This window comes from Aminobacter sp. AP02 (genome assembly GCF_003148805.1).
Classification (GTDB): domain Bacteria; phylum Pseudomonadota; class Alphaproteobacteria; order Rhizobiales; family Rhizobiaceae; genus Aminobacter.
The window spans coordinates 113,244-127,430 of record NZ_QGGX01000007.1; the positions used below are offsets into that span (position 1 = coordinate 113,244).

The 14,187-nt window shown below is 62.9% G+C and carries 13 protein-coding genes; 8 read left to right on the forward strand and 5 right to left on the reverse strand.

Annotated elements, in window-relative coordinates:
• Positions 1-44 precede the first annotated feature (44 nt).
• From C8K44_RS27510 to C8K44_RS10915, 3 genes are all read left to right on the forward strand, one after another.
• Positions 45-197: a hypothetical protein gene (locus C8K44_RS27510; protein ID WP_158282729.1), complete on the forward strand. Its 153-nt coding sequence runs from the start codon at positions 45-47 to the stop codon at positions 195-197.
• Positions 169-1,236: a GNAT family N-acetyltransferase gene (locus C8K44_RS10910; protein ID WP_158282730.1), complete on the forward strand. Its 1,068-nt coding sequence runs from the start codon at positions 169-171 to the stop codon at positions 1,234-1,236. Before C8K44_RS27510 ends, C8K44_RS10910 begins: the two co-directional genes overlap by 29 nt.
• 178 nt (positions 1,237-1,414) lie before the next feature.
• Positions 1,415-2,545 carry a glycoside hydrolase family 3 protein gene (locus C8K44_RS10915; protein ID WP_109575819.1) on the forward strand — a complete coding sequence of 377 codons (1,131 nt, stop codon included), beginning with the start codon at positions 1,415-1,417 and terminating at the stop codon, positions 2,543-2,545.
• 28 nt (positions 2,546-2,573) lie between these two features.
• Here C8K44_RS10915 and C8K44_RS10920 read toward each other — a convergent pair whose 3' ends face one another.
• Positions 2,574-3,593, reverse strand: a complete 1,020-nt coding sequence (locus C8K44_RS10920; protein WP_109575983.1) for a substrate-binding domain-containing protein — start codon at positions 3,591-3,593, stop codon at positions 2,574-2,576.
• Between the two features lie 355 nt (positions 3,594-3,948).
• On the opposite strand from C8K44_RS10920, the gene C8K44_RS10925 reads away from it, so the two are divergent.
• From C8K44_RS10925 to ugpC, 5 genes are all read left to right on the forward strand, one after another.
• Positions 3,949-5,304, forward strand: a complete 1,356-nt coding sequence (locus C8K44_RS10925; protein ID WP_109575820.1) for an ABC transporter substrate-binding protein — start codon at positions 3,949-3,951, stop codon at positions 5,302-5,304.
• A 196-nt stretch (positions 5,305-5,500) separates the two neighbouring features.
• Complete coding sequence (locus C8K44_RS10930) at positions 5,501-6,517, forward strand: sugar ABC transporter permease (protein WP_109575821.1); 1,017 nt, start codon at positions 5,501-5,503, stop codon at positions 6,515-6,517.
• A 1-nt stretch (position 6,518) separates the two neighbouring features.
• The gene (locus tag C8K44_RS10935; RefSeq protein WP_109575822.1) at positions 6,519-7,673 is read left to right on the forward strand and encodes a carbohydrate ABC transporter permease; all 1,155 of its coding nucleotides are present in this window, start codon (positions 6,519-6,521) and stop codon (positions 7,671-7,673) included.
• Positions 7,674-7,677: 4 nt separating this feature from the next.
• On the forward strand, positions 7,678-9,342 hold the full coding sequence (locus tag C8K44_RS10940) for an alpha-glucosidase (protein WP_109575823.1): 1,665 nt from the start codon (positions 7,678-7,680) through the stop codon (positions 9,340-9,342).
• A gap of 30 nt (positions 9,343-9,372) precedes the next feature.
• Positions 9,373-10,488 carry a sn-glycerol-3-phosphate ABC transporter ATP-binding protein UgpC gene (gene ugpC / locus C8K44_RS10945; RefSeq protein WP_109575824.1) on the forward strand — a complete coding sequence of 372 codons (1,116 nt, stop codon included), beginning with the start codon at positions 9,373-9,375 and terminating at the stop codon, positions 10,486-10,488.
• 7 nt (positions 10,489-10,495) lie between these two features.
• Here ugpC and C8K44_RS10950 read toward each other — a convergent pair whose 3' ends face one another.
• The 4 genes from C8K44_RS10950 to C8K44_RS10965 form a co-directional block, all read right to left on the reverse strand.
• Positions 10,496-11,341 (reverse strand): metal ABC transporter permease, encoded by an 846-nt coding sequence (locus C8K44_RS10950; protein WP_109575825.1) that lies wholly within the window; start codon positions 11,339-11,341, stop codon positions 10,496-10,498.
• A gap of 148 nt (positions 11,342-11,489) precedes the next feature.
• Positions 11,490-12,350, reverse strand: a complete 861-nt coding sequence (locus C8K44_RS10955) for a metal ABC transporter permease (protein WP_109575826.1) — start codon at positions 12,348-12,350, stop codon at positions 11,490-11,492.
• Positions 12,347-13,261 carry a manganese/iron ABC transporter ATP-binding protein gene (locus C8K44_RS10960; protein ID WP_245417447.1) on the reverse strand — a complete coding sequence of 305 codons (915 nt, stop codon included), beginning with the start codon at positions 13,259-13,261 and terminating at the stop codon, positions 12,347-12,349. The genes C8K44_RS10955 and C8K44_RS10960 overlap by 4 nt, the downstream gene beginning before the upstream one ends.
• Positions 13,258-14,118: a metal ABC transporter substrate-binding protein gene (locus C8K44_RS10965; protein WP_281062990.1), complete on the reverse strand. Its 861-nt coding sequence runs from the start codon at positions 14,116-14,118 to the stop codon at positions 13,258-13,260. The genes C8K44_RS10960 and C8K44_RS10965 overlap by 4 nt, the downstream gene beginning before the upstream one ends.
• Positions 14,119-14,187 lie beyond the last annotated feature (69 nt).

Sequence of the window (14,187 nt, forward strand, 5' to 3'; positions counted from 1 at the left end):
CGGCAAATAGCCCGGCACGTTTCATTCGATAGATGGAGAGACAGATGGCAGCGACTTTCAAAGCGAAGCAATGGGCGGATTGCCGGGACAATCCGGCGATCGCCGCCCTTCAACTTGAAGATTTCAGTGCCCGCGCCGACGCGCGTGGCCGACCAGGGAAATATGCCCATGTTCAAACTCGACCCGGCACGATTTAGCGTCGCCGAACCTCTGCTTAAACGTCTCGCCGAGACCCACGCCAGCATCGACGCCGTCACTGCGGGTGTGCTTGAAGGCGACATCTGGGTGGATGATCCGCGCCACCCCAAGGTTGCGCTGCTGTGCGAAGGCGGAGACGGATACTACCTCGCCGGCGATGTCGACTATCGCCCGTCCTATGCTGCCTTGAAGCGGACGATCCCGCACACCGCCTATCTCATTCCCGATCGCGTGGAATGGGGCGAGGTCCTGGAGGAAATCTGGGACAATCGGTTCGCCCGGCTCCATCACCGCAAGGCCTTTTGCCATACGGGTGCGCCGGAGACGGCGAGCGCGCAGGAAATGGCCGATGGCTTCGAACTGGCGCTGGTGGATCGGAATCTGCTCGACCGCAGCGACCTCGTCGACCATGAGAGGATTGCCGATCACCTCGAAAGCTGGTCGTCGCCGGACGTGTTCCTGCAGCACGCCATCGGCTATTGCCTGATCCACAACAACACCATCGTCAGCCATTGCCTGGCCGACAGTGTCGTTCAGGACCGCTGCGAGCTGGGCGTTGGCACCGAGGAGGCCTATCGCGGCCTTGGCATCGGCTCGCTGGTGACGCGCGAGACCGTCGCGCGCTGCCTCGAACGCGGCATCAGGCGGATAGGCTGGCATTGCCATGCCTCCAATGCCGGATCGATGCGCGTGGCCGACGCCGCCGGGTTGGTCGAGGCCACCAACTACGTGGCGTTCAGCTCGACATTTCCGGCCGAAAATGTCGGCGACCTGCCGGCGCAGGAATGCCTGGACTGGGCGCATCACTACGAGGCGGCGAGTGCCGATATCTCCTGGTACGCCTTCCACGCGGCGGGTTCGTTCGCGCTTGCCGGCGATCACGAGCGTGCGCTTGTCAATCTCAGGCGGCTGGTCGACAGCGAATGGGAAGGCAACGCGGAATGGCTGGAGACCTACTGGACCTTCACCGCGCTACGCGATCATCCTGACCTGCCCGAAATCGTCGCCGCACAGGCGAGGAAGCTGGGCAACCGATGATGGTTGAATGACCGTCAACGACGGTTCGGGCGGCTGGCAACATGTCAGCCGCCCGATTTCGAACCCAGCTTGTTCGAAAACCGATTCCGCTTCCTTTGCTCATGCACTAAGGACTTGTTTGGATCAGGCTGCCACAAACGTCGCGTGGCACCCTGAATCCCGGCGGAGTTGGCAAAGCATGGATCTTACATTCGATCTCGGACGCGGGCCTGCGTCCTTCGGACATCGTTTCCTTATCGGCCTGCAGCCGGGGCACGTGCTCGGCGACAAGGACAAGCGGCTTTTGTCGATGCTCAAGCCGGCCGGTGTCGTGCTGTTCCGCGCCAATTTCCTCGCCGACGCCCCTTACCAGGACTGGGTGGAAAGCCACGCCAGGCTGCTCGCCGACGTGCGTGAGTATATCGAGCGCGACGAGGTCATCATTTCGATCGACCATGAGGGTGGCGGCGTGCTGCGTCCGCCGGCACCGATCACGCCGTTCGCCTATGCGCGGGAATGGCCCCGGCAGGCCGCCGATGTCGGCAAGGCAATGGGCATCGAACTTCGCTCGCTTGGCTTCAACGTCAATTTCGCCCCCGTCGTCGACGTCAATTCGAACCCGGCCAATCCGGTGATCGGCCAACGCTCCTTCGGCACGACGCCACAGGATGTGGTGCCGGCGGCGCGCGAGTTCCTCGACGCGCTCCAGGCCGAGGGCGTGCTGGGCTGTCCCAAGCATTTCCCCGGACATGGCGACGCGGCGGTGGATTCGCATTATTCTCTGCCGGTCATCGACGTCGATCCCAAGACGTTCCGAAACCGCGAGCTCGAAGCGTTCCGCCATTTCAACGATGCCGGAACGCGCATGATCATGACCGCGCATATCGTCATCTCGCAGATCGATCCGGGTATCCCGGCGACGATGTCGAAGGTGATCCTTCAGGATATCCTGCGCAAGGAACTTGGCTATGAAGGCGTGGTGGTCAGCGACGATCTCGGCATGAAGGCGATTTCGGAGCGGCTGGACAAGCCGGAGACGACGACCAGCATCACCAATGCCGGCTGCGATCTTCTGTGCATGTGCGCCTACTGGGCCGACACCGAGATCATCCTGCGCATGATCGACCATATGTCCGCCGGTCTGAAGGCGGGCGTGATCAAGGAAAGGGCGCTCGAGCAGTCTTTCACCCGCGTCGCGGGGCTGTTGTCGGACCTGCCCAACCACAAGGTCGAAGCGCTTGAAGAGGAAACCTTCCAGCGCCACGCCTCGGTCGCCCCGCTGCGCGCGCGCTCGCTGCCGGCCAATCATGGCGGTGCCACCAAGATCTAGCGACCGCCGGATGCGGCGACGCAAGTCTCTACCTTACCCCCGCGATCGAACCCCTGACCACGAGATCGACCGGCCAGACCTCGCCGCGCGCGCCGTCCTCCAGCCCAGAAATCCGTGCCGCCAGCCGCTCGGCCACGCGTGCCCCGGCAGCCCGGATCGATGAGCGTGTCGTGGTCAACGGCACCGAAAAATGCTCCGGTCGCAGCCAGGGGAAGACGTCGTCGTGGCTCACCAGCGACAAGTCTCCCGGCAGCGACAGCCTCAGGTCGCGCGCCGCGCGCACAACGCCCAATGCCATGATCAGGCTTGAGCACACGATTGCCGTCGGCGCATCGGAGGCTTCCAGCATGCCGCGCGCCGCGCGGTAGCCGTTCTCTTCGGTCATTGCCACGGAGCGGATTTGACGCGGCTCAAGCACAAGCCCGCTTTCCAACAGCGCCCGCCTGACGCCACGCTCGCGGAAAATCGCGAAGGTCTGGCTGTCGTCGCCATTGATCAGCCCCACGCGGCGATGGCCGAGCTGGAGCAATAGCCGCGTCGCGTCGTGAAAGGCGCCTTCATTGTCGATGTCGATGAAGGGATAGTCGAAATCGAGCCCCTCGCTGCGGCCATGCACGATGAAGGGGATGCCGAGCTGGTGGGCGAGCGCGACGCGTTTGTCGGCACTGCAGGGTGCCGAGATGTAGAGCGCGTCGACCTGCTTGTTTGCAACGATGCGCCGGTAGGTCGTCTCCTCGTCCTGGGCATCCGCCGGGCTCAGCACCAGGTCGAGTTCATGGCCGCGGGCATAGTCGCCGAGGCCCGACAGGAACTCGACGAAATGCGGATCGATATCGACGGCTGCACCTGTCGGCATGACGTAGCCGATCATGCCGGCCTTGCCGGTAGCCAGCCTGCGCGCACTCGGGTTCGGCCGGTAGCCGTGGCGCTTGGCGGCGTCCATGACACGGCGGCGCGTTTCCTCGCTGACCTCGGGATAGCCGTTCAGCGCGCGGCTTACCGTCGTCTGCGAAAGCTCGAGCATCAACGACAGCTGCTTGAGGTTCACCTGGGCTCCGATCTCCAAAGCGCTTTAAATCCGGCTTTGCCCGGATGTCGGGCGTGCTGGGCGCTCGATACCATTGAGAATAGGCGTGCAATTGCCTGGTTTGAAGCGAAATGTGCTGTTGCAACGCCAAAAAGCATGTTGCGGCGCACATCTTCCTCGATTCTAAATCGATTAGTCTACCGACGCTCTTGACTCTTTTCGATTCCGGTGGCGTGATGAGGGCGACCAAAGCGCTTTGAATTGCCGTTGCGTGATGCGGTTGCAGCTTGCGCAAGACTGGGGCACAGTTCGCGGCGGTGCAGGCGGGCGGAATGGAGGTTCCGTCCGGAGTTTTCGATCCATTGGGAGGAAGACCATGAGGAAGTCCCTGTTGCTGGGCGTGGCGTTTGCTGCCGTTGCCCTGAGCGCGCCCGCCTCGGCGGAGCTGAAATTCAAGCCGGGCGAGGACGCCCGTTTCACCTGGGCAAATTTCGAAGAGCTCAAGAAGGTCGACCTGAAGGGCGAGACGCTGTCGATCTTCGGCCCGTGGCGCGGCGAAGACGAAGCGCTGGCGCGTTCGGTGCTCGACTATTTCAGCGAGGCCACCGGCGCCACCATCAATTATTCGTCGTCGGAGAATTACGAACAGCAGATCGTCATCGACACGCAGGCCGGAAGCCCGCCCAATATCGCCATCCTGCCCCAGCCCGGCCTGATCCAGGATCTGGCCTCGAAAGGCCTGCTCGCCCCGCTTGACGAAGGCACGGCCAGTTTCGTCAAGGAGAATTACGGCGCCGGCCAGTCCTGGGTCGACCTCGGCACGTTCAACGGCAAGGACGGCAAGCCCGGTTTCTACGGGTTTCCGTTCAAGGCCGACCTGAAGTCGCTGGTCTGGTACGTGCCGGAAAACTTCGAGGAAGCCGGCTATCAAGTGCCCAAGACCTGGGAAGAAATGCAGGCCCTGACCGACAAGATCGTTGCCGACGGCGGCGTGCCGTGGTGCATCGGCCTCGGCTCCGGCGGCGCTACCGGCTGGCCGGCTACCGACTGGGTCGAAGACATCATGCTGCGCACGCAGGCGCCCGACGTCTACGACAAATGGACCAAGAACGAGATCCCGTTCACCGATCCGGCCGTGGTCAACGCGCTAGACATCTTCGCCAAGATCGCCACCAACGACAAATATGTCGACGGCGGCAAGGCAGCGGTTGCGGCGACCGACTTCCGCGACAGCCCCAAGGGCCTGTTTGCCGTTCCGCCCAAGTGCTACTTGCATCGCCAGGCGTCGTTCATCTCGTCCTTCTTCCCCGAAGGGACCAAGCTCGGCGAGGATGCCGACTTCTTCTACCTGCCGCCGATGGCCTCCAAGCCGGAACTCGGCAATCCGGTGCTCGGCGGCGGTACGCTGTTCACCATCGCCAAGGATTCCAAGTCCGCGCGCGCCTTCATCGACTTCCTGAAGATGCCGCTCGCTCATGAGATCTGGATGGCACAGTCGGGCTTCCTGACCCCGCTCAAGACGGCCAACAAGGACGCCTACGCCAATGACGCGCTGAAGAAGCAGGGCGACATCCTGGTCAACGCCTCGACCTTCCGCTTCGACGGCTCGGACCTGATGCCCGGCAAGATCGGCGCTGGCGCCTTCTGGACCGGCATGATCGACCTGGTCGGCGGCAAGCCCGCGCCAGATGTCGCGTCCGACATCCAGAAGAGCTGGGACGCGATCAAGTAGAGATAGCGCTTAGCCCCCTCATCTCGCCGCTTTGCGGTGCCTTCTCCCGAACGGGAGAAGGCACCGGTGGCGCCGTTCCCGGTCCCTCTCCCGCTGGGAAGAGGCTGCCTCGGGATGCCGCGGAGCGCGGGTGAGGGGGCATCTTTACCTGGACTGGCAGTCTGCTTGAACCAGCCCGTTGAAAGGGACTGATCCCATGACGGCACAGATACTTTCGGCCATTTTCACCATCATCGTCGGCGTCGGCGGCTGCGTCGTCTACTACTGGGGCGCCAACAAGATCCTCGACGCGGTCTTTCCCTCGCGCGGCGTTTCCGGCGCTGCCGCTGTCGACAATTTGCGCCGGCAGGGCCTGATCCGGCCATGGCTGTTCGTCGGCCCGGCCATGCTGATCGTCACCGTCTATCTCGTCTACCCGGTGATCGAGACGCTGAGGCTCTCCGTCATGGACCGCACTGGCCAGAATTTCGTCGGTCTCGCCAACTACAGCTGGGCTTTCGGCGACCGCGAGTTTCGAAATTCGATCTTGAACAACCTGCTGTGGCTCGCCGTCGTTCCCGCCGCCTGCACCTTCTTCGGCCTGATCATCGCCGTGCTCACCGACAAGATCTGGTGGGGCAACATCGCCAAGAGCCTGGTCTTCTTGCCGCTCGCCATTTCGTTCGTCGGCGCCAGCGTCATCTGGAAATTCGTCTACGAATATCGCGCTGAAGGACAAACCCAGATCGGTATCCTCAACGCTGCCGTGCAATATCTCGGCGGCAATCCGCAGGTGTGGATATCGACGCCGTTCTGGAACAATTTCTTCCTGATGGTCATCCTGATCTGGATCCAGACCGGCTTTGCCATGGTCATCCTGTCGTCCGCCTTGCGCGGCATTCCCGAGGAAACCATCGAGGCGGCCGTCATCGACGGGGCGAACCCGTTCCAGATTTTCTGGAAGATCATGGTCCCGCAGATCTGGGGCACCATCGCCGTTGTCTGGACGACGATCACCATCCTGGTGCTCAAGGTCTTCGACATCGTCTTGACCATGACCAACGGCCAGTGGAACAGCCAGGTGCTGGCCAATCTGATGTTCGACTGGATGTTCCGCGGCGGCGGCGATTTCGGTCGCGGCGCTGCCATTGCCGTCATCATCATGCTCGCGGTCGTGCCGATCATGATCTGGAACATACGCCAGGCCAACCGCGAAGGCGGGGGAGGGCACTGACATGGCAAACGCACGCGGAAAGTCCTTCATCGGACGCTTCGGCGTTCACATCGCGGTGCTGGTCTTCGTCGCTGTCTGGACCATCCCGACGCTTGGCATCCTGATAAGCTCGCTGCGCGACAAGGACCAGCTCATCGTCTCCGGCTGGTGGACAGCCCTTTCGACCTCGTCGCAGACCGAGGCCGGACGGCTGCCAGGTGCTTCGGCGCAGGTCGAAAAGGGCGGAAAATTCGTCATCGAGGGCAACATCTTCGGTGATGGTCCAGCGCGCAACATCAGCGCCTTCGGCACCAAGGCGGCGGCGCCGACGCAACATCAAGCGGGCGAAGTCGCCGATCTCGGGGAAGGCGTTTCGCTTTTGCTCAACGCAGACGGTTCCTTCGTCATGCAGTCGCCCAAAGCCTTCGAGGGCGACCGCGGCCAGCGCGTCTACTACGCGTCGTCGGCACCGCCGCGTTTCACCACCGACAACTACCGCACCGTGCTGTTTTCCGAAGGCATTGGCCGCTCCTTCATCAACTCGCTGACGGTGACCATTCCAGCGACCATTATCCCGATCCTGATCGCCGCCTATGCCGCTTATGCGCTCGCCTGGATGCGCTTTCCCGGTCGCGCGCTTTTGATCGCCGTCATCATCGGCCTGCTTGTCGTGCCGCTGCAGATGTCGCTGATCCCGCTGCTCAAGCTCTACAATGGCGTCGGCCTGTTCTTCGGCGTGCCGGCCAAGACCTATCTCGGCATATGGCTTGCGCATACCGGCTTCGGCCTGCCCTTCGCCATCTACCTCTTGCGCAGTTATATCGCCGGCCTGCCGCGCGAGATCATGGAGTCGGCCCGCATCGACGGCGCCAGCGATTTCGAGATCTTCGTCAAGATCGTGCTGCCGCTGTCCTTCCCCGTGCTCGCTTCCTTCGCCATCTTCCAGTTCCTGTGGGTCTGGAACGACCTTCTGGTGGCGATGGTGTTCCTGGGCAGCGGCTCCGACCAGCTAGTGCTGACCGGCAAGCTCAACGCGCTGCTCGGCTCGCGCGGCGGCGACTGGGAAATCCTCACCACCTCGGCCTTCGTCACCATCATCGTGCCGTTGATCGTGTTCTTCTCGCTCCAACGTTATTTCGTCCGCGGGCTGCTCGCGGGTTCAGTCAAGGGAGGCTAGCTCCATGCAGGCCGCAATGCGCAAGATCGAAAACCCTGAAACCGCTGTGGATCGCGACTGGTGGCGGGGGGCGGTGATCTACCAGATCTACCCCCGCAGCTTCCAGGATTCGAATGGCGACGGCATCGGCGACCTCAAGGGCATCATCGACCGCCTGCCGCACATCGCTTCCCTTGGCGCGGACGCTGTCTGGATCTCGCCCTTCTTCAAGTCGCCGATGAAGGATTTCGGCTACGACATCTCCGACTATCTCGACATCGATCCGATGTTCGGCACCCTTGCCGACTTCGACGCCATGATCGCCGAAGCCCATCGTCTCGGCCTCAAGGTGATGATCGACGGCGTGATCTCGCACACCTCCGACCTGCACCCATGGTTCAAGGAAAGCCGTTCGAGCCGCGATAACGCCAAGGCCGATTGGTACGTCTGGGCTGACGCCAAGCCCGACGGCAGCCCGCCCAACAACTGGCTGTCGATCTTCGGCGGCTCGGCCTGGCAGTGGGACACGCGCCGCATGCAGTATTACCTGCACAACTTCCTGGCCGAGCAGCCCGATCTCAACTTCCACAACCGCGACGTCCAGGACGCGCTGCTCGACGTCACCCGCTTCTGGCTCGAGCGCGGTGTCGACGGCTTCCGTCTCGACACGATCAATTTCTACTTTCATTCGGCGGGGCTGGAAGACAATCCCGCACTGCCGCCGGAACAGCGCAACGACCAGACAGCGCCTGCGGTGAACCCCTACAATTTCCAGGATCACATCTACGACAAGAGCAGGCCTGAAAACCTCGAATTCCTCGCGCGTTTCCGTGCCGTTCTCGACGAATATCCGGCGGCCGCAGCCGTCGGCGAGGTCGGCGATTCCCAGCGCGGGCTGGAGGTCGTCGCGTCCTACACCGCCGGCGGCGACAAGGTGCAGATGTGCTACGCCTTCGACTTCCTGGCGCCCGAGAAGATTAGCGCCTCCAAGGTCCGCACCGTGCTCGAAGACTTCGGCAAGGCTGCCAGCGACGGCTGGTCGTGCTGGGCTTTCTCCAACCACGACGTCGTCCGCCACGCCTCGCGCTGGGGCATGGGCGAGGCCGACCGCACCGCCTATCTCAAGGTCATTTCGGCGCTAATGATGTCGCTACGCGGCTCGGTCTGCATCTACCAGGGCGAGGAACTCGGCCTCACCGAAGCCAACCTCGCCTTCGAGGACCTGCAGGACCCCTATGGCATCCGCTTCTGGCCGGAGTTCAAGGGCCGCGACGGCTGCCGCACGCCGATGGTCTGGAAAAAGGACGCCAAAAACGGCGGTTTTTCCTCGGCCAAGCCGTGGCTGCCGGTGCCGGTGGACCATCTGGCCAAGGCGGTCGACACGCAGGAGGGCGATGCGGCTTCGCTGCTCGAGCATTACCGCCGCTTTCTCGCCTTCCGCCGTGCGCACCCAGCCCTTGCCAAGGGCGACATCTCGTTCCTGCAAGCCGAAAACGACACGGTCGCCTTCACCCGCCGCGAGGGCAACGAGGAGATCGTCTGCGTCTTCAATCTTGGCAGCACACCGGCTAACGTTGATCTAGGAGGTCGAGGCCTGCAGGCCCTGGCTGGGCATGGGCTCGACGGAAATGCAAATGCCGGCGCAGTTCGGCTCGGTGGCTACGGCGCCTGGTTCGGGCGCTTCGTCTGACCGCCGGAAAGCAAAATCTGGGAGGAAACCATGGCCGATCTAACGCTCAGGGACGTCAAGAAGTCTTACGGCAATCTGCATATTCTCCACGGCATCGACCTCGATATCAAATCGGGCGAGTTCATCGTCTTCGTCGGCCCCTCGGGCTGCGGAAAGTCGACGCTGCTGCGTTCGATCGCAGGGCTTGAGGAGATCAGTAGCGGCACGCTGGAGATCGCTGGCGAGAAGGTGAACGACGTGCCGCCATCCAAGCGCGGCATCGCCATGGTGTTCCAGTCCTACGCGCTCTACCCGCACATGACGGTCTATGACAACATGGCCTTCGGCATGAAGATCGCCAAGGAAAGCAAGGCCGAGATCGACAAGCGTGTCCGCGCCGCAGCCGAAATCCTGCAGCTGACCAAATATCTCGACCGGCTGCCCAAGGCGATGTCGGGCGGCCAGCGCCAGCGCGTCGCCATCGGCCGCGCCATCGTGCGCAACCCCAAGGTCTTCCTGTTCGACGAGCCGCTGTCCAACCTCGACGCGGCCCTACGCGTCGCCACCCGTATCGAGATCGCCAAGCTCAAGGAATCGATGCCCAATACCACGATGATCTACGTCACCCACGACCAGGTCGAGGCGATGACGCTGGCCGACCGCATCGTCGTGCTCAAGGATGGCCGCATCGAGCAGGTCGGCACGCCGATGGAGCTCTACAAGCACCCCGGCAACCTGTTCGTCGCCCAGTTCATCGGCTCGCCTGCAATGAACATCGTCGGCGGCACCATCGACAGGACGGGCGAGACCAGTCTGGTCAGCCACGTCGGCGGCCACAAGACCTCAGTGCCGGTGGCGACGCCTGCCGAGGCCCAGGGCAAGACGGTCAGCTTCGGCGTGCGGCCCGAGGACCTCTATGTCGCGACCGGCGACGACTATCTGTTTGAAGGGCTGGTCGACTATGTCGAACAGCTCGGCGAGGTCCAGCTTGTCTATGTCGACATCGGCCGCGCCGACCAGCCATTGGTGGCCAAGCTGCCCGGCAATGTCGAGGTCAAGCGCGGTGCGAAGATCCGCCTCGCCGCCAGCCCCGACGAGCTGCACATCTTTGACAGCGACGGCCATTCGTTTGCCCGTCGCCGGCTGAACGCTGCGGCGGCGGCTTGAGACGACCTCAATCCGCCGCCATCACCTGCCGCTCCCGCAGCGCTGTCCGGCGCTTCGAGATGAAGAAGGCAGCGACGAATGTCAGGCTCATCAACAGCACGATTGTTGGCGCCGGCGCGCTGTCGATGAAGAAGCTGAGATAGACACCCAAGAACGACGACAGCACCGCCACCAGCACCGACACGACGAGCATGCGCTCGAAGCGGTCGGTGAGCAGATAGGCGATCGCGCCCGGTGCGATCAGCATGGCGATGGCGATGATGATGCCGACGGCTTTCAATGCGCCGACGATGGTCAGCGACAGGATCGACAGCAGCCCGTAGTGCAACAGCTTGACCGGCAGGCCGATGGCCTGCGCGTGCTGAGGGTCGAAGGCGTGCAGCAGAAGGTCGCGGCGAAACAGGCCGATGGCACCCGTTGCGATCAGCGCGATGACGGCGGTCTGGCCGACATCGCTCCAGCTCACGCCCAACATGTCGCCAAACAATATGTGGTCGAGATGCACGTCGGTCTGGATCTTGGTGTAGAGCACGATGCCGAGGCCAAACATGCCGGAAAAGACGATACCCATGACGGTGTCTTCCTTGATCCGGCTGTTTTGCTTGAGATAGCCGGTCGCCAGCGCGCAGGTCATGCCGGCGGCAAAGGCGCCGATGGCGAGCGGAATGCCGGCGATGTAGGCCAGCACTACACCCGGCAGGACGGCATGGCTGATGGCGTCGCCCATCAGCGACCAGCCCTTGAGCACCAAAAAGCACGACAGCAGTGCCATCGGCACTGCCACCAGCAGCGCTATGACGAACGCCTGCTGCATGAAGGGAAAGGAAAAGGGCAGGGTGAGCGTTTCGATCATGATTGTTCGCCCCTCATACGCCTGCTGGCACCTTCTCCCCGCGAAGAACGGGGAGAAGGGCGCAGTTGCAACGCCGACGCCTCCCTCTCCCCGTTGTTTACGGGGAGAGGGTAAGGGTGAGGGGCAGCAATTACGGTTGGAAAGTTGCTCATGCCCCCGCCTCCAGCGCTTCCCGCGCCCGCTTTCGCGACGCCAGCAGCCCATGCTTGGGTGCGAAGACAAACGCGATCAGGAAGATCAGCGTCTGCGCGACGACAATGATGCCGCCCGTCGCACCGTCGAGGAAATAGCTGGCATAGGCGCCGACGAAGCTGGTGATCGAGCCGATGGCCACGCTGATCGCGATCAGTCGCGGGAAGCGGTCTGTAAGAAGATAGGCGGTCGCTCCCGGCGTCACCACCATGGCAATGACGAGGAAGGCGCCAACGGTCTGAAGGGCGGCTACCGTCGATGCCGACAGCAGCATGAAGAACAGCACCTTGAGCAAATCGGGCTTGAGCCCAATCGAGCGGGCATGATTCTCGTCGAAAAACGCGACCATCAGGTCCTTCCACTTGGCCAGCAGGATGGCGAGCGAAATGCCGCCGATCAGCACGAGCTGCAGCGTGTCGGAAGGCGTGATGGCGAGGATGTTGCCGAGCACGATGGTCTGGATGTTCACCGAGGCCGGCGACAGCGAGATCATGAACAGGCCAAGCCCGAAGAACGAGGTGAAGATCAGCCCGATGATGGCGTCCTCTTTCAGCTTGGTGCGCTGGTTGAGAAACAGCATGGCCCCCGCCGCAAGCCCGCCCGAAATGAAAGCGCCGAGCGCAAACGGCAGGCCGAGCATGTAGGCGCCGGCGACGCCTGGTACAATCGAGTGCGAGAGCGCGTCGCCGATCAGCGACCAGCCCTTGAGCATCAGATAGGCGGAGAGAAAGGCGCAGACGCCGCCGACAAGGGCGGACACCCACATGGCATTGAGCATGTAGCCGTAGCCGAACGGCTCCAGGAACATGGCGATCATTTCTTGCGCCCGCCCTTCTTGTCCGCACCGTCATTGCCGTTGTCGTCGCCATAGATGACGAAGGGGCGCTCGTCGTCGGTCAAGACAGTCACCTGGCGCGTGTCGGCGGCGTCCTGGTGCAACTCGGCGCCGCCGAGGATGAACTGGCGCAGCACCCCGCCAAAGGCCTTTTCCAGATTGGCCTTGGTGAAGGTCTCGGCCGTCAGCCCGGCGGCAAGGACGGTGCGGTTGACCAGCACGGCGCGGTCGCAGAAGCGCGGCACCGAGCCCAGGTTATGCGTCGACACCAGCATCACCCGGCCTTCGTCGCGCAGGCCCTGCAAAAGCGTGATGATCGCCTCTTCGGTGCGCACGTCGACGCCGGTGAAGGGCTCGTCGAGCAGGATGATCTCGCCCTCCTGGGCCAGCGCGCGGGCAAGGAAGACACGCTTCTTCTGCCCGCCCGAGAGCTCGCCGATCTGGCGCTTGCGGAAATCGGCCATGCCGACGCGTTCGATTGCGGCATCCACCGCCTCGCGGTCGATGGCGCGCGTCATGCGGAAAAAGTTCATGTGGCCGTAGCGGCCCATCATGACGACGTCTTCAACCAGCACCGGAAAGTTCCAGTCGACATCCTCGCTCTGCGGCACATAGGCAACGAGGTTCTTCTTCAGTGCCTCGCGCGCCGGCTCGCCAAAGATCGACACGCTGCCTGACGCGAGCGGCACAAAACCCATGATCGACTTGAACAGGGTCGACTTCCCTGAGCCATTGACGCCGACAAGGGCGGTGATGGTGCCGCGCGGAATGGCGAAGGACGCATTGCGCAGGGCGGTGTGGCCATTGCGGTAGGTCACCGAGATGTTGTCGGCACGCAGGCCTTCGCCTGAAGGCGCCTGGGGCGTAGGGCGCCCCTTCAGAGGCACGGTCATTGGGCGAGCCCCTTGACGATGGTTTCGGTGGTGACCCGCAGCAGGTCGAGATAGGTCGGCACGGGGCCGGTGGCGTCGCTCAGCGAGTCGACATACAGCACGCCGCCATATTTGGCGCCGGTCTCCCGCGCCACCTGCTCGGCAGGCTTCGACGACACCGTGCTTTCGCTGAAAACGGCGGGAATGTTGTTGGCCTTGACGAGGTCGATCACCTTGCGCACCTGCTGGGGCGTACCTTGCTGGTCGGCGTTGATCGGCCAAAGATAGACCTCCTTCAGGCCGAAGTCGCGCGCCAGGTAGGAGAAGGCGCCTTCGCTGGTGGCGAGCCAGCGCCGCTGCTCGGGAATGGTCTCGATGGCCGTATGGATCGGTGCAACGGTCGCCTTGATCTTGTCGGCATAAGCGGCTGCGTTCCTGGCGTAGATCTCCGCGTTCTTGGGGTCCTTGGCGGCAAAGGCCTTGCGGATGTTTTCGACATAGATGAGGGCCGCTTCGGGCGACATCCAGGCATGCGGGTTGGGCTTGCCGGTGTAGGGTCCCTCGGCGATGCCCATGGGGGCGACGCCATCCGACACCACGGCCTCGGTCACGCCGTCGAGATTGTCGAAGAACTTCTTGAACCACAGTTCGAGGTTCAGCCCGTTCCACAGGATCAGGTCGGCTTTCTGGGCGCGCAAGATGTCGCCCGGTGTCGGCTGGTAATTGTGGATCTCGGCATTGGGCTTGGTGATCGATTCCACCTCGGCCGCGTCGCCGGCGACGTTGCGGGCGATGTCGGCGATCACGGTGAATGTGGTGACGACCTTCATCTTGCCGCCCGCTTCGCTCTCTTGCGAGCAGGCTGAAAGTCCGAGCATGGCCCCCAACATGGCGATGGCGGCAAAGGTGATGCGAAACGCTTTCATGGAAAACCCGTCTAGGATGCC